The sequence below is a fragment of the Mycobacterium sp. genome, from assembly GCF_032159765.1.
Taxonomy (GTDB): Bacteria; Actinomycetota; Actinomycetes; order Mycobacteriales; family Mycobacteriaceae; genus Mycobacterium.
In genome coordinates this window covers 43,578-64,948 of record NZ_JAVHWM010000204.1, presented here as the reverse complement: position 1 = coordinate 64,948, position 21,371 = coordinate 43,578, and the positions used below count along the sequence as shown (strand labels likewise).

Sequence of the window (21,371 nt, the reverse complement as noted above, 5' to 3'; positions counted from 1 at the left end):
GGAGTCGTGCTGGGGCCGCTGGCCAGGAGCATGGCATCGCGCACGATCTCCTTGGACTTCCAGCCCGGATAGACGTTGTAGCTGATGTACGCCACCCCGTCGGGGGCCAGCAATGTGCTGAACGCGGACAGAAGAGCATCCTGCACGTTTTCCGGGACCCAGCTGTAGACGCCGTGGGCGATGACGTAATCGAACTTGCCGAGCGAGGCGAGATCCATCCGCGCGATGTCGCCCTCGAGCAGTTGCAGGTTGGTGATCCCCGCAGCTTGCGCACGCCTACGCCCTTGGTCGATCTGCACTCCTGACAGATCGATTCCGACCGCCTGCGCGTCCGGATGCGCGGCTGCGAATGGAATGATGTTCCCGCCTGCGGCACAGCCGAATTCGAGCACCCGCGCCGTCGGGACCGGTGGTGTGTCGAGCCCAAACAAGTGGGCGGTAGCGGCCAACTGCCCGGGCGCCGACTGTGGGAACGAGTCCGAGACATACGGTGTCGCGTCGTAGTCTGCGCGCAACTGGGCTACGGCCGGATCAAGGTCCTGGTTGGCGCCCATCTGCTCAGCCGGTCCCATCGGCATGCTGCTCCCTGCGATCGTGCGCGCAACCACTCGGCCGGGAATGGATTCGCGGCGCTGTCTGGCACATTCGACCACACATGTGGCTCGGGCGAGCCCGCGGGTCTGATCAGCCCTTGGGGTGCGATCAGTTGCTTCGCCGCTGGGCAAGCTTTTTGAGGTGATCGGGCAAACCGTCAATATCGATAAGACGCGGCAGAAGCGCAGGTTCGCCCATGACGGCGCGGAACACCACGCCGACGGTCACGTCGTGGGGCGGCCGATCGGAGACGACGATGCGATCACCGCTGCACACGGCTCCCGGGGTGATGACGCGCAGGTACGCGCCGGGAAGCCCTGCAGCGGTGAAGGTCTTGATCAGGTCGGGAATCTCCAGAAAGCCGGCGAACGTTTTGCAGGGTGTGCGCGGCGACGTCACTTCGAGAACCAGTCCGTCGGTGCCTACCGTCCAGCGTTCGCCCACCAACGCGCCCGTCACGTCGATCCCCGAGGTGGTCAAGTTCTCGCCGAAGTTGCCGTTGTTCAGTGGCCGGTCGAGCCGCACTTGCCAGTCGTCGAGATCCTCACGGGCATAGGCGTATACAGCCTGATCCTTGCCGCCGTGGTGCTTGGGGTTGCCGATGACGTCACCCGCCAGGCCGCTCGCGCCGCCATGCTCGGCGACCGGCGCGCGCACGTCGACCGGGTCGTCCGTCGGCATCTTGTCGATGCCGGTCAGCGCCGATGTCTTCGCAGGGTTCGGCCGCGGTCGCGCCACGTTCACGGACAGCACACGAGACATGTCGACAACTGTAGGGCCGTTGTCGTTCGGGCGCCGCTGTCAGTCGGCGATCTGCTCACGCAGGGCGGTGGCCCGCTCCGACCAATGCGCGTAGCGAATGGGTTGCCGTTGGCGGGGTCGTGCTGGCGGGGTCGTGCTGCAGTCCCAGCATCCCGAAAGTACTTGGTAGGCAAGGTATTCAACACTGACGACCACAGGCCACAATCGGTCGGCGGATCTCCGGTGTGCGGAGTTTCCGACGCCGGTGGCGTCGTAGGAGTCCACCATCGCGATGGCGGCGACCTGCAGGTCACGCCGCGCTGACCTGGCGTCACGGACGTCGCGTCGCCGCGCGCCAGATACGCCGCCACAGCGGTGGCTGCGTCGAGCGTGCGGGCAACGATCAGTGTGTCGACGCCCCGGTCCAGGAGCAGCAGGTCGACGTCGACCCGATGTGCTCCTGAGGCGATGGTCAGCGCCGATCCGTTCGGTGGCCGCGCCGCAGGGTCCGGACACGGTCAACGCCCTGGTGCAAAACCAGCACTGCGGCGGCCATCGCCCAATATGCGTGCCCGTAGCCCAGAAGCGACGCGAGAAGGCCGGCCACGGGGGCGGCGATCGCCACCCGCACGAGCACATGTCGGGTGCGCGCTCCCGGCGCCAGCGCGCGACTTAGCAGGGTGACTGTCGCGGGCGCGCGCAGCGGAATCCGCCCAGGATCGCTGCGGGTCAACACGGAGCCCGGCGACGCGTCGACGGGCTGGGGTGATCAGGTCTTACCAAAGAATTAGTCGAAGCTGGTGGCAGCCTTAAGTTTGCGGCATAGCGTCATGGGCATATTGCAGTCACAAGCGCGTTCGCCACGGCTGTGGCACCGACGGAAGGAGGCCGCTGTGACCGCCACGACGGGTTTGTCGATGACAGGTGTGCCGCGCTCCAATGCCGGTCGCCCAGTTGAGTTCTCCGGCGCTCTGGTTCGTGCCCGATGCCATCACGCCGCCACGGTGGTGACGATCACGGGCAATATCAAGAGCGCAAACATCGAGCAGATCGCAAGCTACTGCGGACGGCTCACGCTAGCGGGTAAGCCGATGGTCCTGGATGTGTCCGGTGCGCACGGCTCCGGTGCGCTGTGCGTCCGGTTGGTGAATATCCTCGATGCGCAGTGCAATAACGCCGGCATCGAATTGGTGATAGTGCCCAGTGATGCGGTCGCAGATCAGCTGGACGGCGCGTGCGGCGGATCAGTGTCCATCGTGACGTCTGAGCAGTCGGCGCTGAACTACTTCGCCGACGGTCTACGCGCTCGTCGTCAAATCTTGCTGCCGCTGTTCGCGAAGACGGCCTGACATGAACAGTTCGTCAATTGACCTGATCCTTGTGTGCTTTAACCGGATCTGTGCTCGGCGGTTGAAAAAGATTGCCGCGCAAGCTCCCTCGCGCGGTTCGGATCGCAACCAGTAGCCAGGTGCTGAGCAGGCACACGTAAGCAACGGCGGCTGCGACCCGAAGCGCGGGAAGACCCGTGTGGACGGCAAGCTGGGTGGTCCCCGTCACGAAGGTGCCGACAGGAAACGTGAGGCTCCACCACGTCAGCGCGAAAGGCATTCCCCTGCGCAGTGTCCGAACCGTCAGCGACGTCGCCAATGCGATCCACAGCACGGCGAATCCCCACACGGGCACGCCGTACAGGACGGCGAACACGTTCATGCCGTCGGCCATCTTCGGGTTTACCGCCAGCGCTGCATTGGTACCGAGAAGGCCCGCGGCCGTGATCGATTGGCCCAGCGGCCCCAGCACGATCCACAACGTCGGGACTCTCGCCGTGCCCGAGGTGCCGTAATAGGCCAGCCGGGTCCAGATCATCGTGATGATGATCAGCGATGCGACCGCCGACAACCCGAACATCGCATAACAGCCGTAGAGCATCGTCTGCCGGCCAGCTCCGGGCTTGATGTGCGTGATCAGCAGGGCGCCGCCGGCCGCCGACACCATGGGCGGCACGACCGGCATCAGCCATCCGCCGAAAGCGGCGTCGGGTTCCACGCTGTGTTGGGTGAACATGAGGTACGGAATGGTGATGGCCGTGAACAGGCCACCGACAGTGCCCGCCGTCCACAGCACCCAGTCGAGATCGACGGCCAGACGCTCGCCGAGCAGATCTCGGCCCACCAGAATCGATCCCGCTCCCACAGTGAGAAGCGCCATTGGGGCTGCGCCGTAGAAGTGGGCCATCTGCGGGTTGCGGGCGTGCCGGCGCGCCACAGTGGGGTGACGCAGCCAGTGACCACCGACCGCGATGCCGAGCACGACGAGAAGCAGCGCCGCGATCACCCAGACGACTTCGCTGAACACGCGAAGACCGGGCGCATGGACGGGCAGGGTTGCGGCCGCTGTCGCGACGATCCCGGTCCCCATGACGGATGCGAACCAGTTCGGACCCAGATAACCGAGAATGGGCGGCGCCGCGGCATTCTCATCCGGGGGTGCGGTCGTCATGACTGGAGAACGCTACCCGTCCAAGCGAGGCGAACTCGGCGCTAAAGCTTCAATTCGGCACGCATGTCGTCGATCGCCTTGCAGTAGGCCGCCCAGTCCTCCTTCTTGGCGGCCTCCTGCGTCTGGTTGAAAAGCTTGTCGCGCGCAGCGGTCAGCTGATCGAGGGTGATTTTGCCCGCCTTCTGGGCGGCGTCCATTTCGAGCTCGAAATTCGACAGCGCGGTCATCGCGTCCAGTCCGCTCGCGGTGCAACCTGCGCGGACGCCGAGGCAGTGCTGGACGCCGAGGCACTGCTCGATTGGGTCTGGTCGCCTGTCTTCCCGCCTCCGCACCCGCCCGATATCAACATCACGAGGACAAGAGCCGGCGCAGCCAGCACCGCAGTGACGCCGTTAGGTGCGTGCCGTGGACCGTGGTCGGTGGAGGCCATGGATTCTCCTTCGGCGTCGCTTGCTGGAAGTTGACTATACGAATGCAGTGAGTTTCCAGTGAACTATCTGTCAATCTGGACTCGCGCTAGCCTCTGGCGGATGAGGGGATCGGGGGAACGGGTGCGGGAATCCGTCGTCAGCGGATTGGTCCGGCGACTTGTCGACGTCGCGGTGGCACGCGTTGTGCCGCTGCCGCCACCGACCAGCCGCTACCGCGTCGTGCGGGGTGTGCGCGTCCCGATGCGCGATGGCGCTGAGTTGATAGCCGACCACTTCGAACCGGTGACGCCGAGTGCCCACGGCACCATTCTGATTCGCGCGCCTTACGGTCGCGGATATCCGCTGCCGCAGTTTTTCGCCCAGCCCTACGCAGCCCGCGGCTGCCACGTCGTCATCCAGAGCGTACGCGGAACATCCGGTTCCGCAGGGGTTTTCGAGCCCGGGATCCACGAGACTGCTGACGGCACCGACACCATCGCCTGGCTGCGACGCCAACCATGGTTCGACGGACGGCTCGCCACGGTCGGAGCGTCCTACCTGGGCCTCACCCTGTGGGCTTTGATGCAGGACCCGCCGCCGGAGCTCAAGGCCGCGGTCATCCTGACCGGACCACACGATTGCAGCGCCGCGTGGGCGACTGGCTCGTTTGCGTTGCAGGACTCCCTCGGCTGGTCGGCGGGCATGGCGCGCCAGAAAGACATGGGCCCACTGATGAAACGGTTGCGTGGGCTGCTGTCGCGCGAGGCCAAGGACGACAGCCGCACCCCGGCGGTGGCGCTGGACGCGGCCGGCCGCGCGGTGCTCGGTGGCGGGGCGCCGTGGTACGAGTCGTGGCTGAAACACCCTGACCGCGACGATCCGTACTGGACCGCTCGGCGATTCACTGGAGCGCTTGACCGGTCGGAAGTGCCGGTGCTTCTGATCAACGGGTGGCAAGACGCCTTTCTCGAGCAAACATTGGAGCAATATCGTCGCCTGCGTGAGCGCGATGTTGACGTCGCGCTCACGATCGGGCCGTGGTCTCACGCGCGGTTGCTCCGCAACGGCCTCAGCACCTTCGCACCAGAAGCGCTGGAGTGGTTGACAACTCATCTCGAGGACGGCGCGCCGACCCGACGCCGCGACCGAGTGCGGGTCTTCGTCGGCGGGCACGGCTGGCATTCGCTGACCGACTGGCCACCGGCGATGCCCACGATGACCCTGTTTTTCCAGCCGGGTGGCACGCTCGGCGACGAACCCCCACCCGCAGCCGCGGCCCCGTCGGCGTTCACCTTCGACCCGGCCGATCCCACTCCCGCGGTGGGTAGTCGGATGATGTCGTCCATGGGCGATCAGAGCGACGACGTGGCCCTTGCCGAACGGGCGGATGTGCTCACCTTCACCGGGGACCCGTTGACGGAGGATCTTTACGTCATCGGCAGTCCCGTGTTCGAACTGGTGCACTCTGCTGACAACCCGCACGTCGACGTCTTCGTTCGGCTCATCGAGCTCGACTCTGACGGACTCCCGACGAATGCCAGCGACGGATACCGTCGTCTTCCTAGCGATGGCTCCGAACCCATCGCTATCACAATCGAACTTGATGATATGGCGCACTGCTTCAGCGCGGGTTCGCGGCTACGCGTGCTTGTCGCCGGCGGCTGCTACCCCCGTTTCGCGGTGAACCCGGGCACGGACGAGCCCATCGCCACGGCGCGCGGGTTCGTGCCCGCTGTTCACCGGATCCATCACGGCGAAGGCGGAGTCTCCTCGCTTGTGCTGCCAGCGAGCGATCGGCTGCCTACGCCGGCGTCGGCTCCGAAACCTTGACCAGCATCTTGCCGATGTTGGCCCCGGTGAACAGCCCGTTGAGGGCATCGACACACGACTCGAGGCCGTCGAACACGGTTTCGCGGTGTGCGAGTAGACCATCCTGCTCCCAGCCGCGTAGTGCGGCGAACGCCTCGTCGAAACGGCCCCACTCGTCGAGCGCGTTGAACCCTTGCATCAGCGCGGTCTTGGCAAGCAGATTCACGTAGTTGGCCGGCCCCGGGTGCTCGCCGGTCAGGTAACTGGAGATGACACCGCACAGCACCACCCGCGCCTTCGAAGCCAGGCGGCCCAGCACCGCGTCGAGGATGGGGCCGCCGACGTTGTCGAAATAGACGTTGACCCCGCGCGGACAATGCTCCTTGAGTGCGGCGGGCAGCCCACCTTGCTTGTAGTCAATGCACGCGTCGAAGCCGAAATCGTCGACCACCGCCCGGCATTTGTCCGACCCGCCCGCGATACCGACCACACGCGCGCCAGCGATCCTGGCGATCTGACCGGCGACGGATCCCGTGGCCCCTGCCGCGGCGGAGACCACCACCGTCTCGCCCGGCTGCGGCCGGCCGATCCCCGTCATCCCGAAATATGCGGTGGCCCCCGTCGGCCCGTAGATCGACATCACGGCGAGCTGGTCGGTCAGCCCGACGACGGGCGTGCTGAACAGGTCGTCGCGGATGATCACGTACTCCTGGAAGCCGGTGAGCGTGGTGACGACGTCACCGACCGTGTAGGCGGCGCAGCGCGATTCCACGACCTCCCCGATGCCGGCTGCGCGGATGACCTCGCCCAGCTGCACCGGCGGAAGGTAGCTCGGCTGGTCGTCGAGCCAGGTCCGTGCGGCGGCGTCGATACCCACGTAGGTGGTGCGCAGCAGCGCTTCTCCTTTTGCGGGTTCGGGCGCTACCGCGGCGATCGTCTCGGTGTCGTCGGGCGCGACCAGCCCGGTGGGGCGTCGTCGCAGCAGGATCTGGCGGTTCGTCCGGTCGGCCACCCTGCCGAAACTAGTACCGCGAAGATTCGCGGCCAAGGAAAGCGGGGTGTTCGTGGTGCCGACGCTCCGGGCGGCTAGAACCCGAACGGTGTCCGCAGTACGTACCTGCTAGTGGGAACGGTGTCGATGTTCTCGTTCGCGCCGAATGCCGACGTGCTGGCGATCATCCGGCTCATCCTCTGCTGCAGGTCGTCGTCATCGGCGGCGCCAAAAAACGCATGCAGGTCGGAAATGGCCGCGGCCGGGAAGAGCTCCTCGACGATCCCGTCGATCGGCGGCGCGTCGGGCGTCAGCGCGCGCCACACCGCGTTCTGCGTGTACCCGAACGTCGACTGTGTCTCGATGGCGACCGGCGTGTGATCAAGCTGCCAACGTACCAGCCAGCTGTCGCGGTCGAGATCCGCAGGTCGGCGCAACAGCGCGATGTTAGCCAAACCTGTAGTGCGCTGGCCTTTTTCGGTAACCGTCGGCGGCAAGGGCGTCGACTCGGTGACCAGATATGCTGCCGTCGCCTGGCACTGCTCCGCCAGCAGCGCGACGGCGTCGCGCACCTGTGGTCCGTAGCACTGGTCCGTCCACAGACTCACGACTGCGACGACGGGTGGGGCAAGCGTCGTCAGCGTCATCAGCGACGCGCGCACCGCGTCGTCGCGGACGTTGACCGACAACCCGGCAACCCCCATGGCGAGAATCTCATCGGCGACCGGCCCCCGCAGACGTTGACACCAGCCGTCGTCGCGCTCGTCGTCGCGCAGCAGCACGATCACTTTTTCCATGACGATCAACCTAACGAGGCTTGCGCCATTGATAGCGCGTGTTCGGCCGGCCCGCCTTGCCGTAGTCCGTCAGGCGCGTGACGGTGCCGTCGTCTGCCAGGCGCTCCAGGTAGCGCCACGCGGTCACCCGCGACACGCCAACGAGCTTTGCTGCTTCGTTTGCCGTCAGCCCGTCGGCGCGATCACGCACCGCGCGGGCGATCTCGTCCGTCGTGGCAGGCGCGGCGCCCTTCGGCGCCACGGATCTGTCCGCGCCGATCCTCAATTCACCCAGAGCCCGGTCGACTTCGGCCTGACTTGCCGCGTCCGTCCCGGGCGACAACGCTGTCCGGTAGCGCTGGTAACGCTCCAGGCGGTCACGGAATGCCGCGAATGTGAAGGGCTTCAGCAGATACGTGACGGCACCGTGTGCGACGGCAGCGCGCACCATCTCGAGATCTCGTTCGGATGTGATCGCGATGATGTCCGGCGCCGGCCGCAAGCCCGACAGGCCCGACGCGAGCGCGATTCCGCTGGCGTCGGGCAGACCGATGTCGAGCAGCACCAGGTCGATCGGTTCGGCGGTGCTCACAGAGGCGGCGGCGATACGCATCGCCTCGCGGGCGGTGTGTGCAACGCCTGCTACCGAAAAGCCTTCCAGCCGTAAGACGTACGCGTGGTGAGCCTCCGCGATCAGCGGCTCGTCCTCGACAATCAGCACGCTGATCATCGCGGCTCGCGCGCCTGTATCGCGGCCGTCACCACCGATCCGTACGTCACATCCGCCGTCAGGGTGCCGTGGTGGCGCTTTATCACCTGGGCGACCAACGCGAGCCCCAGGCCGTGATGATCGGCGTCGCCTTTCGTGGAATAGCCGCGTTGCATCGCGCGGTCGAATGTCTTGGCGTCCATACCTGTTCCGCTATCTGCGACCCGGATCTCCAGCACGGACTCGGATTGCCGCACGGTGACTTCGACCCACGGGTCATCGCGATCGCAGGCATCGATCGCGTTGTCGATGAGGTTTCCCACCACCGTCACCATCTCTTGGGGATCCAACAGGGCCCGGTCAGCACTCGGCGACAACTGGGTGTCCTCCGTGATCGTCAACGCGACACCTCGTTCGTCGGCCTGTGCGACCTTGCCCAACAACAGCGCGGTCAGCGCCGGTTCGCGCACGTCGTTCGACAGCCGGTCGACTAGCTGTTGCGACAGAGCCAGCTCCTTGGTCGCGAACGTCACCGCCTCGTCGGCCTTTCCCATCTCGACCATCGTGATTACGGTGTGAAGTTTGTTGGCCGCCTCGTGTGCCTGAGCCCGCAGCGAGTCGGACAGCACCTTCAAAGAGGTCAATTCGCCCAGCGCGCCTTGCAATTCGGTGCGGTCGCGGATCGTGACCACCTCGGATTCGGGAGCCGAGGTCACTGACGAGCGATTCACCACGAGCACCCGGTCATCGGTCACGTGGACCTCGTCACGCGCGCCGGTGCCCGAGGATCGCAAGAACTCCGGCAGCGCGGACGGCTCGACCGGACCGTCGGGTAGGCCGAGCAATCGGCGTGCCTCGTCGTTGACCAGTGCCACGCGGTCGCGGTCCAACACGATGAGGCCCTCGGAAACCGAGTGAAGGATCGCGTCGTGGTGGTCGTACATCACGCGTAGCTCGTCGGGGCGCAGGCCGTGAGTTTGCCGCATCAGCCGACCACGTATCGCCCACACCCCGAGCAGCGAAAGACCAAGCGCGGTAGCCGCCAGGGCGGCGATCACCGGCCACTGTGCGTGCCAGTGCTGCGCGAGCGTCTCGAGAGTGATGCCCGCAGACACCAGCCCAACGATCTGCCCTGCCGGATTGCGCACAGGCACGATCGAACGTATGGAGGGTCCGAGCGTTCCCGTGTAGACCTCAGTGAAATCCTCGCCACGCAAAGCGGGTTCGATGGTGCCGAGGTACCGGCGGCCGATCTGAGCCGGGTCGGTGTGGGTATAGCGCGTGCCGTCCGGGGCCATGATCGTGATGAAGGCGACGTCGGTCGCCTTGCGGACCGCTTCTGTCACCGGCTGCAACACCGCTGTGGCGTTGCCATTTTGGATCGCTTGAGCGGTTGACGGCGAGTCAGCCAGCGCGGTGGCGATGGCGAGCACCTGCTGGCGAGCCGCCGCGTCGCCGTCCTGGCGCGCGTCGAACAACGCCAGCGCGCCGCCTGCGAGCACCACCAGGACGATGACGCTGACCTGCAACGTGAACGCCTGTCCCGCCAGGGAACGTGGCCACCAGCGGGCCATCAGAACCTCCCGGACCGTGAACGTAATGAACTAAAACGTGACCCGGCTCACGTCCTGCGATGAACATCCTTGCAGATCACATTTGCATCCGATCGGAGGAAACCCATGACCGCCCACCCCGAGCAGATATCCGCTTCGGAGGCGCCGCCGCCGAAGCGTCGCCGCGATCGCACCCACTGGCTCTATCTGGCCGTGATCGCTGCCGTCATCGGCGGCATCGCCGTGGGCCTTCTCGCACCCGGCCTAGGTAAGAGCGTCGGTGTGCTGGGGACGATGTTCGTCAACCTCATCAAGATGATGATCGTGCCCGTGATCTTCTGCACGATCGTGCTGGGCATCGGCTCGGTGCGGAAGGCAGCGACCGTGGGCAAGGTGGGCGGCTTGGCCTTCGGCTACTTCCTCATCATGTCGACGGTGGCGCTCGGAATCGGGTTGGTGGTCGGTAACCTCCTGAGCCCGGGGTCAGGCCTGCACATTTCGGCCTCGACAGCGAGCAAAGGCAGCCAGTTAGCCTCAACGGCAAAGGAATCCGGCGGTTTCCTGGACTTTGTTCAGCACATCATCCCCACGTCACTGTTCTCCTCGCTGACCGAGGGCAACGTGCTGCAGGCGCTGTTCATCGCGCTTCTCGTCGGCTTTGCGATCCAGGCTCTGGGTACCAGCGGCCAGCCGATCCTGCGCAGCATCGACTCCCTGCAGAAGCTTGTGTTCAAGATCCTCGGGATGATCCTGTGGCTGGCGCCGATCGGCGCGTTCGGTGCGATTGCCAACGTGGTGGGACAAACGGGGTGGAGCGCCGTCGGCCAACTGCTCGTGCTGATGCTCGGCTTCTACCTGACGTGCGTGGTGTTCATCTTCGGCGTGCTGGGCGTGCTGTTGCGAACGGTCGCAGGCGCGTCCATCTTCCGGCTGGTCCGCTACCTCGCCCGCGAGTACCTGCTGATCTTCGCGACGTCGTCGTCGGAATCGGCGCTCCCGCGTTTGATTGCGAAGATGGAGCACCTCGGCGTCGAGCGCACCACCGTGGGTGTTGTTGTGCCGACTGGCTATTCATTCAACCTGGACGGCACCGCCATCTACCTGACGATGGCGTCGTTGTTCGTCGCCGACGCGATGGGCCACCCGCTGTCGATAGGTGAACAGCTGTCCCTTCTCGTCTTCATGATCGTCGCATCCAAAGGCGCGGCAGGCGTCAGCGGCGCCGGCCTGGCCACGCTGGCGGGCGGGTTGCAGAGCCATCGGCCCGATCTGCTCGACGGTGTCGGCCTGATCGTCGGAATCGACCGTTTCATGTCAGAAGCCCGCGCGGTGACGAACTTCTCAGGCAATGCGGTCGCCACACTGTTGATCGGCACGTGGACAAAGACCGTAGACCGCGACCGGGTGTCGTCGGTGCTGCGCGGTGACGATCCATTCAACGAACTCGACATGGTCGACGACGATGACGCGGTAAATCCCGGTGCGCAGACAGAATCGACGAAACGAGAGCCGGTTGGCGTCTGAGTGAACCACAGCGGCTGCGCCCGGCGACCTGCTCGGGCGCAGCCGCACACGTGATTTCAGGGCCAAGTCCCTATGTGATTTGCCCCTCATTTACCGGGCCGACACTAAGAATTTGTTACGAAACGTTGTGGTGCCGGGCGCGGCCCCCCTTTCACAGGGAGCGTGAACCCGCATGTCAGGCAGATGCTTCGGCGGCCGCGCATAAGTGCCGCGATATATCCCACACTTTGTCTAAGTAGGTCCTTAGAGAGTCGGGCCACGCCGGTGCGGCTCGCCGAGCAACTGGCGGGCGCAGCCCTTTCTCCTCGCTAGACTCGACCAAGACCTGCGCTAGTTCAGCGCAGCGAAATCTAGTGCCGGCGCACACCGCGCCGGCGGAGGTTCCGATGACAATGGCGAAAGCTTTGACGGTGACTGCTGCCGACGTGCGGCCTGTCGCCGAGGCGCGTCTGCTCGGCTCGATCGACGTCGGTCGCGGACCGATCGTCGACATCGCGGCCAGCGGCGCCACGATCGTCGCGGCGAACAGCTGCGACAGCAGCGTGACAGTTGTCAACGCCCACTCCATGACGCCTGAGGCGGTGATTCCGGTGGCCGGCGAACCGTCAGCGGTCGCTCTCGCAGGCAACCGGGTGTTCGCCGCCGCGGCGGCCCCGACCCACGACTCCGTGGCGGCAATCGACGCGGGTGCGCAGGCGTTTCTTGCGGCCCTTCCGCTGGAGCTGCAGATCGCGGGTGTCGTGGCCCGCCGTGATGGCCGGACACTCTTCGTCGCCGGAGACGCTGATGGCGCTCCTGCGCTCGCGATCGTCGACGTCGCATCCGGCCGGGTGGACACCATCGATATCCCGGCAGGCGCCGGCGGTGTCGTCAACGCAGTGCGGATCTCCCCGAACGGCAGGCTCGTTGTCGTCGCAATCTCGGATATGGAGAGCGGCAGCCTGGTGGTGATCGACCCCGCCAAGCGGCGCGTGATGACTTCGGTGCTGGCGACCTCGTCGATTCGCGACGTTGTGCTGCGCGGCAACGTGGCGCATGTTCTTGGCTGCGATCGCGAGTACGGCGGCATCGTGGAGACCATCGACATGAAGAGCCGACGGTCGCTGAGCACCGCGTGGATCGGCGGTACGCCGACACAATTCGCGCTCAGCGCCGACGGTGCCTACATGTACGTCGTCTATCACGACGCGATCGCGGTGCTCAGCATGATCACCAACGAGATCACCGGCACCATCGAGGTCGACGCGCAGCCGTCCTGCATCACGGTCAACCCCAACGGCAGTCGGCTGTTTATCGCCGATTACGCGGGCAGTATCACCGCGTATGCCCTCACGCCGGGGCCGACGATCAATCGCTACTTTGACGTCGAGGCGGTCGCGGTGGCCGGCGCTCGCGAGCTGGTCTCCGCCGGGGTCTGAGTTCGGTCACATCTGCGTGCGGGATGTGCGCAGATCGGCCCGGCTCACCGTGTCCTGACAATTTGCTGTGAGCCGTAGGGAGCAACTGCGATGAATCAGCTCCAATGATGTTGTGCGTAATCTCGCAATTGTCTTGGAGATCGGTGGACGGAAGCTTCGGATGCTGCGATTCTTCAACGTGTGTCGGGGATAGTTAGCAGGCCTGACGAAGCGCGGGCCATCGCGGACTTTCTGACGGTCGTTGCGCGCGAACCAGCATGTCTGCTGGTAGAGGGTGAAGCGGGCATCGGGAAGACCACCGTATGGCTAGCCGGTATCGAATCAGCGCGCGAGCAAGGGTTTTTCGTGTTGTCGTCCCGTCCTGCGCCTACAGAGTCGACGATGGCGTACGGCACGCTTGCTGATTTGCTGAAGACCGTAGAGACAGCGGTGCTGTCAGCGTTGCCCGGCCCTCAGCGTCATGCGATAAACCGGATATTGCTCCGGTCTGATGATGACGGTCCGGGTATCGAGCCAAGGGCCGTTGCCGCCGCGGTCCTGTCCATTGCAGAGGCCGTGGCGATTTCCACGCCGGTGCTGATCGCGATTGACGATGTGCAGTGGGTGGATTCATCGAGCGCGTTCGCCTTGAGCTTCGCGTTCCGGCGGTTGTCTGGGCGTGTGGGGGTGCTCGGTACTCTCCGCGCGGAACCATCCGCCTACGACGCAGCATCATGGCTACAGATGCCGAAGCCCCATACTCTACAGCGAATCACCGTGCCTCCCTTCGACATCAGCGAAATCTCCGAATTGTTGGCGCACCGGCATCGGCGCGTCTTCTCGCGATGGGCAATTTCAAGGATTCATCAAGTCTCGCGCGGAAACCCCTTCTATGCACTCGAACTCGGTCGAGTGGTGCACGAAACGACGCCCGGGGCGGTTGAGCCATTGCCGAGCAGTTTGTCAGAGTTGGTGCGTAAAAGGATCGACAGGCTTGACGAGCAAGTCAGAAATCTGCTCCTCGCTGCGTCGTGCTTGGGAGAACCGACCGTGGATGCCGTTGCTGCCGTGGCAGACATCACGACCAACGACGCCGCCCGCCTGCTCGAAGATGCTGAAAGCCGCGGCATCGTCAACATCGACGGTAATCGAATCACCTTCAGTCATCCGCTGCTTGCCCGCGGAGTGCACGACGAAGCCACGCCTGCTCTTCGACGCGCCATGCATCGTCGGCTGGCGAACATCGTTGAACAGCCCGAGCTTCGCGCTCGCCACTTGGCGCTGAGCGCGACGGCAGCGGACACGGATGTGTTGCAAGCCTTGGATATTGGTGCCGATATGGCGCGTGCGCGCGGTGCGCCTGCGGCAGCAGCTGAATTGCTGGATTTGGCGCTCAATCTCGGCGGATCTGAGCCCGAACGCCAAACGCGTGCAGCGACATATCATTTCGACAGCGGGAATCCGGCGAGGGCGCAAGCGTTGCTCGACGACGCCGTGAAACGCGCAGAACCCGGCCCTGTTCGAGCTGCGGCAGCGAATCTACTTGCGAACATAATGATGTACACCGAAGGCTTCGGCACCTCCGCAAGTCTCATCGAGAGATTCCTGCCCGACGCGGCTGGTGAAGTGCCGCTGTTGGTTCAGATGCTGATGACTCTTTCCTACATGCTGCTGAACATGGCCAGGAAGCGCGATTCGATGGACCGCGTCGACGAAGCGGTCGCGCACGCCGAGCGTTCTGCGCAGGCACATTTGTTGAGCCAGACGCTGAGCCTGCGGGTCGTGATGAAGTTCATGTGCGGCCTCGGTGTGGACCGCACCGATTTGCAGCGCGCGATCGACTCCGACGACGGGAGCGGCTCTGGCCCGGTGGCATTTCAGATGAGTGTTCAGCGGGCGTTGTTGATGTTGTGGACCGGCGAGCTCGACACCGCCCGCGACGATCTGCGGGCGATAGAACTTCGCCGCGTCGAAAATGGAGAGGAAGGTGAGTCGATCTTCATCTCGTATCACCGCGCGATGCTTGAGATTTGGCGTGGCGACCTCACAGAAGCGGATCGAATCGTGACCGACATGATGGGCCGGGCGACTCATCTTGACGGGGAGCTGGACCTGTTCGCAGCATTGAGCATTCGATCCGCATTGTCTGCCTACGCGGGCCGTGCTCAGGAGGCGCGCCGCGACGCGCAGGCGGCCGAAGAGGCGTCGAGGCGAACTGAAGCCAGGGAGCTCGGAGTCTGGCTGCTTTCTAGTCGCGGGTTTCTCGAGGTATCCCTCGGTAACTACGACGCGGCGCTGTCCTTATTGCAACCGGCTGTCGACGCGCTCTTCGAGGATCCGGACTATACGGAGATCATCGTCGCATCATTTGTCGCTGACGCTATGGAGGCCATGAGCCAGCTCGAGCGCTTCGACGACGCGGACAAACTGGTCGAGTTGATGGAGCGCAACGGTCGCAGGCTGGATCGACCGTGGATGCTTGTCGTCGCGTTGCGGGGTCGCGCGATGCTGCTGGCGGCCACGGGTGAGTTGGAGGCCGCCAGCGCGGCAGCGAAGCAGGCCATGGTCGAGCACGATCGATTGGCGATGCCCTTCGAACGAGCCCGAACCCAGCTGCTGTTGGGTCAAGTGCAGCGTCGGCTACGCGAAAGAGGTTCGGCCGTCGCGACATTGAATGAGGCGTTGCAGACGTTCGAGGCGTTGAACACGCCGCTCTGGGCCGACCGGGCGCGACGCGAACTGGCACGTGTGAAAGTTGTCCCGCGCCAAGGTCTATTGACGACCGCCGAACAGCGGGTGGCTGAACTCGCGGCCCAAGGCATGACCAAGGCCGCCATCGCCGCTGCCCTGTTCGTCAGCCCGAAGACGGTCGACACTCACCTCGTACGGATCTATCGCAAGCTGGACATTCACTCTCGAGTCGAACTCGCCCGGTGGGTGTCACAGTTCGCGGCGGAGACCGGCGCCGACAACCAACTCTCCTGACCGGTCCGCGCGTAAAGAAGTTCAGACCGCCGCGGCGTCCTCGTGATCGGTCGACGCGGCAGTGGCGCGCTGACGTTCGACCTCCCCGCCGACCGACGCGAGCTTGTCCTGCACCACTGCAATCGTGTCGCGTCCGAGGAACAGCCGAACCGGGAACTCGCCGCTGTCGACGGCAGCCACGATGGCAGCCGCACCTCGCACCGGGTCGCCGGGCTGCGCGTGGTTGACGTCCGCTGCTCTCGTGCGTGTCTGTCCCGACGGGCCGTCGGCGTAGTCGGTGATCTCGGCTGAGACGTGCAGGCTCGACCCGTCGAGGAAATCGGTGCGGAAATAGCCGGGTTCCACAAGTCCCACCGTGATGCCCAGCGGAGCGAGCTCCTCGCGCATCGCCTCGGTGATGCCCTCGACGGCGAACTTCGTCGACGAATAGATCCCGAATCCGGCCGCACCACGAAAGCCGCCGACCGACGAGATGTTGACGATCGTGCCGCTTCGCGCGGCACGCATTACCGGGGCAATTGCCCTCGTCGTGGCCAGCAGGCCGAACACGTTCACGTCGTAGATCGAGCGCACCTCGTTGTCGGTGGCCTCCTCTACCGCGCCAAGCAAGCCGCGCCCGGCGTTGTTGATCAATACGTCGATGCCGCCGAACTTCTCGGTGGCCGCACGCACGGCGGCGTCGAGTTGCCCTCCGTTGGTGACATCCAGCGCGACCGGCAGCAGCGCGTCTCCGGCGTCGGGGAACGCTGACCGCACACCGTCGACGTTGCGGGCGGTCGCGACGATTCGATGTCCCCTCGCGAGTGCGGCGCGGGTGACCTCCGCACCGAAGCCCCGGGATGCGCCAGTGATGAACCAGATAGACATTCCTGAAGCTTTACCGGCGAACGGGGCGTGCGCAAGCTCAGTAGCGGATCAGCCCGCGTAGATTGACCCCGCTCAGCATGTCGTCGAAGCCCTGGTTGATGTCGTCCAGCGCGTATTCGCGTGTGACGAGTTCGTCGAGCTTGAGCGCGCCGCTGTCGTGCAGCGAGACGAGCTCGAGGATGTCGGTGCGCGGGTTGGACGACCCGAAAAGGCTTCCTCGCACTTGCTTTTCGAAGAGTGTTAGCTCGAACAGCGACATCTCGACTGCGGTGTCGGAGGCCCGTCCGATCGCCGTCACGACGACGCGCCCTCTCTTGCCGACGAGGCTGAGCGCCTGTGCCACATACGATCCTTCGGCGACATCGGTGGTCACGACGCACACGTTGGCCAGTTCGCCTCGAGTGAGATCTGCGACCAGTTCTCGTGCCTCTTGCGCAGATCTCGCGACGTGGGTGGCGCCGAACTCGAGCGACCGGTCGCGCTTGAACTCGACCGGATCAACGGCAACCACGTTGCGCGCGCCCGCGATCTTCGCGCCCTGGACCGCGTTGATGCCGACCCCGCCGATCCCCATCACCACGACGGTGTCACCGGCGCGTGCTTCTCCGGTACGAACCACGCTTCCGTAGCCCGTGGTGACGCCGCAACCCAGCAGCGATGCGGTGTCCAAGGCCACGGCGTCATCGAGCTTGATCACCGAGGCGGTCGGCACGACGGCGTATTCGGAGAAGGTGCCGAGCAGCAGCATCTGGCCGATATCGCTGCCGCGGGCGTGGAAGCGGCAGGTGCCGTCGAGCTGGGGGCCTTTCATGATCTTCGCGCCGAGATCGCACAGGTTGCTCATCCCGCGGGCGCACGGTCGGCACCGTCCACATGCCGGCTGGAAGCTCATCACCACGTGGTCGTCGCCGGCGATATCCTTCACCCCCGGGCCTACCTCCACGACGACGCCGGAGCCCTCGTGGCCACCGACCATCGGCAGCGGTGCCGGAAGGTCACCGGTGACAGTGTGGTAATCGGAGTGGCACAGTCCGCTGGCGGCCATCTTGACCAGGACCTCGCCGTCCTTGGGGCCGTCGAGGTCCACCTCCTCGACCTCCCATTTCTGGTTCACGCCCCAGAGGATCGCGGCCTTCGTCTTCATGCCTGCGCCCTTCCTGTGAATCGTTCGGCCGAATGCTTGCGTCGAGGATGCCCCTCCGCGCCAAGATGGACAACAACGCACACATGAGGGGATAGCAGTGGACAGCACGATGCAGGACTTCCCATTGACCGTGACGGCGATCCTGCGGCACGGAACGGCGTGGCACGGCGATCGCAAAGTGATCACGGCAACCAGCGACGGTCATCGCGAAGCGACCTACCGGGCCGTCGGCGAACGCGTCGCGCAGCTTGCCCACGGACTGCGCGCTCTCGGGATCACCGGAGACGAACGCGTGGCCACGTTCATGTGGAACAACCAGGAACACCTCGAGGCCTACCTCGGCGTCCCGAGCATGGGCGCGGTGCTGCACACCCTGAACATCCGGCTGCCCGCTGCGCAGCTCGCCTATATCGCCGAGCAGGCCGACGATCGCGTCGTCATCGTCGACGGTTCCCTGGTGCCGGTGCTCGCGGCGGTGCTGCCGCAGATGCCGACGGTGCAAACCGTTGTGGTGGTGGGAGAGGGGGACTTGAGCGAGCTCACGGCATCGGGGAAGAAGGTGATCCGCTACGACGAGCTACTCTCCGACCAGCCGACGGTGTACGAGTGGCCGGAGCTGGACGAAAGATCGGCTGCGGCAATGTGTTACACCAGCGGCACCACCGGCAACCCGAAGGGTGTGGTCTACAGTCACCGGTCGACCTATCTGCATGCGATGGAGGTGTGCTGGTCGAACTCGATCAACGATGGCGACCGCACCCTGCCGATCGTGCCGATGTTCCACGCCAACGCGTGGGGCCAGCCGTACGCGGCGGTCATGGCCGGGGCCGACTTGCTCATGCCCGACAGGTTTCTGCAGTGCGCGCCGCTGGTCGACATGATCGAGAAGCACCGGCCGACGGTCGCTGCCGCGGTCCCGACGATCTGGAACGACGTGCTGCAGTACCTCGACGCCCATCCCGGCCACGACGTCTCGTCGCTGCGGCTGGTGGCATCCGGCGGCTCCGCGGTGCCGTTGTCGATGATGAAGGCGTTCGAAGAAAATCACGGGGTGCGGGTGCTTCAAGGCTGGGGCATGACCGAGAGCTCACCGCTGGTCGCGCTCGCCAAACCCCCTGCGGGCGTGAGTGGCGACGAGTATTGGATGCTGCGCAACACCGCTGGCCGTATCCTGCCCGGCGCCGAGGTTCGCGTGGTCGACGACGGCGGCGATGTGTTACCGAATGACGGAAAAGCCGTGGGAGAGATCGAACTTCGTGGCGCGTGGGTCACCGCCTCCTACTATCAGAACGCCGACGAGTCGAAGTTCCACGACGGCTGGCTGCGCACCGGCGACGTCGGACGAATTGACGAATTCGGGTTCATCACGCTGACCGACCGTTCCAAGGATGTGATCAAGTCCGGGGGCGAGTGGATCTCGTCGGTGGAGCTGGAGAATCACCTGATGGCCCACCCGGGGGTGTTCGAGGCCGCTGTCGTCGCCGTGCCCGACCCTCGCTGGGAGGAGCGGCCGCTGGCCGTAGTCGTTCGCACCGAGGGCGCAGACATCAGTGCCGACGAATTGCGAAAGTTTCTGCAGGACAGAGTGGTTCGCTGGTGGTTGCCCGAACGCTGGACCTTCATCGACGAGGTGCCCAAGACAAGCGTCGGCAAGTTCGACAAGAAGGTGATCCGTTCGCGCTACGCAGACGACGGCTACGACGTCGTCGAGTGCCGGGATTAGGCGCCGACAATGCTGAGCACGATCATGGATTTCCCGCTGACGGTGACGGCGATCCTGCGCCACGGCGCGGCGGTCAACGGTTCCCACATCGTGAGCACCGCAACCGATGACGGGTTCACCGACTGCACCTTCCGCGAGTTGGCGAGCTCCGTGGGCCAGCTCGCCAACGGGCTGCGGCGCCTCGGTGTGTCGGGCGACGAACGGGTGGGCACGTTCTTGTGGAATACCCAGGAACATTTCGAGGCGTACTTCGCGGTCCCGTGCATGGGCGCTGTGCTGCACACCTTGAACATCCGGCTGTCCGACGACCAGCTCGCGTTCATCGCCAACGACGCGGAAGATCGGGTTCTTATCGCGGATCTGTCGATGTCCGATCAGCTTTGCAGGGTGTTGCCGCAGATGGACACGGTGCGCACCGTGGTGGCGGTCGGCGACGGCGACGTCGACGAACTCGTGGCGACCGGCAAGGACGTGGTCCGCTACGACGAACTCGTCTCCCGGGAGTCTAGCGAGTTCGACTGGCCCGACTTGGACGAAAAGTCAGCTGCGGCAATGTGTTACACCAGCGGCACCACCGGCAATCCGAAAGGCGTGGTGTACAGTCACCGGTCGACCTACCTGCACAGCACATTGGTGTTGAGCGCCAATGGAATCGGCCTTGCCGAAGGGGATTGCCTGCTGCCGGCGATTCCGATGTTCCATGCCAACGGATGGGGGCTTGCTATCGCAGCCTTTGCGGCGGGCGCCGACGTGGTCCTGCCCAATCGCTTCCTGCAGGGAGACCGGTTGCTGGACATGATCGAGACAAGGCGGGTGACCGTGGCGTCGGGGGTGCCGACGATCTGGAACGACGTGCTGGGTTGCCTGGAGCGGCGCCCGGGCCGGGACATCTCGTCGCTGCGGGGCATCTTCTCCGGCGGCTCGGCGGTGCCGGAATCGTTGATGGACGTCTACCAGAACAAGCTGGGCATCACGTTGACGCAACTGTGGGGGATGACCGAGACGTCGCCGCTGGTGACCATCGCTCGGCCGCCCAAAAACGCTGAGCCGCAGGAAGCGTGGGCGGCGCGCAACACCGCGGGACGCGTGCACTTTGGTTGCGAAATCCGCGTGGTCGACGAGGACGGAAAGGTGCTGCCCAACGACGGGCAAGCGATCGGAGAGGTGGAGGTGCGCGGGCCGTGGATCACGGGCTCCTACTATGGTGGCCGTGACGCGGAGAAGTTCGCCGACGGCTGGCTTGGCACCGGCGATGTCGGAAAGATCGATGACCACGGGTATTTGACCTTGACCGACCGCGCGAAGGACGTCATAAAGTCCGGCGGAGAATGGATTTCGTCGGTGGAACTGGAGAACCACATCATGGGTCATCCCGATGTCCTGGAGGCAGCGGTCGTCGGCGTGCCAGACGAGCGGTGGCAGGAACGCCCTCTGGTCGCGGTGGTGCTCCGCGACGACGCCAGCGCCACCGCGCCCGAATTGCGGAACTTCCTGCGGGACAAGGTTGTCCGCTGGTGGCTGCCTGAGCGTTGGACGTTCGTCGACGAAGTGCCGCGCACGAGCGTCGGCAAGTTCGACAAGAAGGTGATCCGGGCCCGCTACACCGACGACGGCTACGACGTCGTCGAGTGCGCAGACTAGGTCAACGC

General features: G+C 65.0%; 19 protein-coding genes and 1 pseudogene. 8 read left to right on the top strand and 12 right to left on the bottom strand.

Going from position 1 to position 21,371, the window contains the following annotated elements:
- The 3 genes from QOH60_RS26320 to QOH60_RS26310 all read right to left on the bottom strand — a co-directional run.
- The coding region (locus tag QOH60_RS26320; RefSeq protein ID WP_526424826.1) for a class I SAM-dependent methyltransferase at positions 1-578 on the bottom strand (578 nt) is incomplete at its 3' end.
- A gap of 124 nt (positions 579-702) precedes the next feature.
- Positions 703-1,356: an MOSC domain-containing protein gene (locus tag QOH60_RS26315; RefSeq protein ID WP_526424825.1), complete on the bottom strand. Its 654-nt coding sequence runs from the start codon at positions 1,354-1,356 to the stop codon at positions 703-705.
- Positions 1,357-1,807: 451 nt separating this feature from the next.
- Positions 1,808-2,071: a hypothetical protein gene (locus tag QOH60_RS26310; RefSeq protein WP_526424824.1), complete on the bottom strand. Its 264-nt coding sequence runs from the start codon at positions 2,069-2,071 to the stop codon at positions 1,808-1,810.
- 157 nt (positions 2,072-2,228) lie between these two features.
- Between QOH60_RS26310 and QOH60_RS26305 the strand changes: the two genes are divergently transcribed.
- Positions 2,229-2,684 (top strand): STAS domain-containing protein, encoded by a 456-nt coding sequence (locus tag QOH60_RS26305; RefSeq protein ID WP_526424823.1) that lies wholly within the window; start codon positions 2,229-2,231, stop codon positions 2,682-2,684.
- A gap of 13 nt (positions 2,685-2,697) precedes the next feature.
- Here the strand turns inward: QOH60_RS26305 and QOH60_RS26300 are convergent, their stop codons facing one another.
- Positions 2,698-3,834, bottom strand: coding sequence for a TDT family transporter (locus QOH60_RS26300; RefSeq protein WP_526424822.1), 1,137 nt, complete (start codon positions 3,832-3,834; stop codon positions 2,698-2,700).
- Positions 3,835-3,875: 41 nt separating this feature from the next.
- Positions 3,876-4,061: a hypothetical protein gene (locus QOH60_RS26295; protein WP_526424821.1), complete on the bottom strand. Its 186-nt coding sequence runs from the start codon at positions 4,059-4,061 to the stop codon at positions 3,876-3,878.
- A gap of 303 nt (positions 4,062-4,364) precedes the next feature.
- On the opposite strand from QOH60_RS26295, the gene QOH60_RS26290 reads away from it, so the two are divergent.
- Positions 4,365-6,074, top strand: a complete 1,710-nt coding sequence (locus tag QOH60_RS26290; RefSeq protein ID WP_526424820.1) for a CocE/NonD family hydrolase — start codon at positions 4,365-4,367, stop codon at positions 6,072-6,074.
- On the opposite strand, the gene QOH60_RS26285 is transcribed toward QOH60_RS26290, so the two are convergent.
- From QOH60_RS26285 to QOH60_RS26270, 4 genes are all read right to left on the bottom strand, one after another.
- Positions 6,046-7,065 carry an NADP-dependent oxidoreductase gene (locus QOH60_RS26285; RefSeq protein WP_526424819.1) on the bottom strand — a complete coding sequence of 340 codons (1,020 nt, stop codon included), beginning with the start codon at positions 7,063-7,065 and terminating at the stop codon, positions 6,046-6,048. The two genes, QOH60_RS26290 and QOH60_RS26285, sit on opposite strands and share 29 nt — an antisense overlap.
- A 74-nt stretch (positions 7,066-7,139) precedes the next feature.
- On the bottom strand, positions 7,140-7,841 hold the full coding sequence (locus QOH60_RS26280; RefSeq protein WP_526424818.1) for an EthD domain-containing protein: 702 nt from the start codon (positions 7,839-7,841) through the stop codon (positions 7,140-7,142).
- A gap of 10 nt (positions 7,842-7,851) precedes the next feature.
- Positions 7,852-8,550 (bottom strand): response regulator, encoded by a 699-nt coding sequence (locus QOH60_RS26275; RefSeq protein WP_526424817.1) that lies wholly within the window; start codon positions 8,548-8,550, stop codon positions 7,852-7,854.
- Positions 8,547-10,103 (bottom strand): ATP-binding protein, encoded by a 1,557-nt coding sequence (locus tag QOH60_RS26270; RefSeq protein ID WP_526424816.1) that lies wholly within the window; start codon positions 10,101-10,103, stop codon positions 8,547-8,549. Before QOH60_RS26270 ends, QOH60_RS26275 begins: the two co-directional genes overlap by 4 nt.
- A 105-nt stretch (positions 10,104-10,208) precedes the next feature.
- Between QOH60_RS26270 and QOH60_RS26265 the strand changes: the two genes are divergently transcribed.
- From QOH60_RS26265 to QOH60_RS26255, 3 genes and pseudogenes are all read left to right on the top strand, one after another.
- Entirely contained in the window at positions 10,209-11,606 is a 1,398-nt protein-coding gene (locus QOH60_RS26265) for a dicarboxylate/amino acid:cation symporter (RefSeq protein WP_526424815.1), read from the top strand.
- A gap of 386 nt (positions 11,607-11,992) precedes the next feature.
- Positions 11,993-13,024: a YncE family protein gene (locus QOH60_RS26260; RefSeq protein ID WP_526424814.1), complete on the top strand. Its 1,032-nt coding sequence runs from the start codon at positions 11,993-11,995 to the stop codon at positions 13,022-13,024.
- A gap of 180 nt (positions 13,025-13,204) precedes the next feature.
- Positions 13,205-13,666 (top strand): annotated as a pseudogene (locus QOH60_RS26255) (AAA family ATPase); the annotation flags it as partial.
- Positions 13,667-13,966: 300 nt separating this feature from the next.
- Here QOH60_RS26255 and QOH60_RS26250 read toward each other — a convergent pair.
- Positions 13,967-14,428 carry a hypothetical protein gene (locus tag QOH60_RS26250; RefSeq protein WP_526424828.1) on the bottom strand — a complete coding sequence of 154 codons (462 nt, stop codon included), beginning with the start codon at positions 14,426-14,428 and terminating at the stop codon, positions 13,967-13,969.
- A 129-nt stretch (positions 14,429-14,557) separates the two neighbouring features.
- Here QOH60_RS26250 and QOH60_RS26245 point away from each other — a divergent pair, with 129 nt between their 5' ends.
- Positions 14,558-15,988 carry a helix-turn-helix transcriptional regulator gene (locus tag QOH60_RS26245; RefSeq protein ID WP_526424827.1) on the top strand — a complete coding sequence of 477 codons (1,431 nt, stop codon included), beginning with the start codon at positions 14,558-14,560 and terminating at the stop codon, positions 15,986-15,988.
- Positions 15,989-16,009: 21 nt separating this feature from the next.
- Here QOH60_RS26245 and QOH60_RS26240 read toward each other — a convergent pair whose 3' ends face one another.
- Both QOH60_RS26240 and QOH60_RS26235 read right to left on the bottom strand, forming a co-directional pair.
- The gene (locus QOH60_RS26240) at positions 16,010-16,855 is read right to left on the bottom strand and encodes an SDR family oxidoreductase (protein ID WP_526424813.1); all 846 of its coding nucleotides are present in this window, start codon (positions 16,853-16,855) and stop codon (positions 16,010-16,012) included.
- A gap of 37 nt (positions 16,856-16,892) precedes the next feature.
- Complete coding sequence (locus tag QOH60_RS26235) at positions 16,893-17,999, bottom strand: NDMA-dependent alcohol dehydrogenase (protein ID WP_526424812.1); 1,107 nt, start codon at positions 17,997-17,999, stop codon at positions 16,893-16,895.
- A gap of 97 nt (positions 18,000-18,096) precedes the next feature.
- Here QOH60_RS26235 and QOH60_RS26230 point away from each other — a divergent pair, with 97 nt between their 5' ends.
- Positions 18,097-19,722, top strand: a complete 1,626-nt coding sequence (locus QOH60_RS26230; protein WP_526424811.1) for a long-chain fatty acid--CoA ligase — start codon at positions 18,097-18,099, stop codon at positions 19,720-19,722.
- Positions 19,723-19,731: 9 nt separating this feature from the next.
- On the top strand, positions 19,732-21,363 hold the full coding sequence (locus QOH60_RS26225) for a long-chain fatty acid--CoA ligase (RefSeq protein ID WP_526424810.1): 1,632 nt from the start codon (positions 19,732-19,734) through the stop codon (positions 21,361-21,363).
- Positions 21,364-21,371 lie beyond the last annotated feature (8 nt).

Excerpts from the sequence above, each read along its gene's own strand:
- QOH60_RS26295 (WP_526424821.1), bottom strand. The coding sequence starts at position 4,061 with ATGACCGCGCTGTCGAATTTCGAGCTCGAAATGGACGCCGCCCAGAAG.
- QOH60_RS26260 (WP_526424814.1), top strand. The coding sequence starts at position 11,993 with ATGACAATGGCGAAAGCTTTGACGGTGACTGCTGCCGACGTGCGGCCT.
- QOH60_RS26270 (WP_526424816.1), bottom strand. The coding sequence starts at position 10,103 with ATGGCCCGCTGGTGGCCACGTTCCCTGGCGGGACAGGCGTTCACGTTG.
- QOH60_RS26225 (WP_526424810.1), top strand. The coding sequence starts at position 19,732 with ATGCTGAGCACGATCATGGATTTCCCGCTGACGGTGACGGCGATCCTG.
- QOH60_RS26300 (WP_526424822.1), bottom strand. The coding sequence starts at position 3,834 with ATGACGACCGCACCCCCGGATGAGAATGCCGCGGCGCCGCCCATTCTC.
- QOH60_RS26265 (WP_526424815.1), top strand. The coding sequence starts at position 10,209 with ATGACCGCCCACCCCGAGCAGATATCCGCTTCGGAGGCGCCGCCGCCG.
- QOH60_RS26245 (WP_526424827.1), top strand. The coding sequence starts at position 14,558 with ATGATGTACACCGAAGGCTTCGGCACCTCCGCAAGTCTCATCGAGAGA.
- QOH60_RS26315 (WP_526424825.1), bottom strand. The coding sequence starts at position 1,356 with ATGTCTCGTGTGCTGTCCGTGAACGTGGCGCGACCGCGGCCGAACCCT.
- QOH60_RS26235 (WP_526424812.1), bottom strand. The coding sequence starts at position 17,999 with ATGAAGACGAAGGCCGCGATCCTCTGGGGCGTGAACCAGAAATGGGAG.
- QOH60_RS26275 (WP_526424817.1), bottom strand. The coding sequence starts at position 8,550 with ATGATCAGCGTGCTGATTGTCGAGGACGAGCCGCTGATCGCGGAGGCT.
- QOH60_RS26290 (WP_526424820.1), top strand. The coding sequence starts at position 4,365 with ATGAGGGGATCGGGGGAACGGGTGCGGGAATCCGTCGTCAGCGGATTG.
- QOH60_RS26280 (WP_526424818.1), bottom strand. The coding sequence starts at position 7,841 with ATGGAAAAAGTGATCGTGCTGCTGCGCGACGACGAGCGCGACGACGGC.
- QOH60_RS26240 (WP_526424813.1), bottom strand. The coding sequence starts at position 16,855 with ATGTCTATCTGGTTCATCACTGGCGCATCCCGGGGCTTCGGTGCGGAG.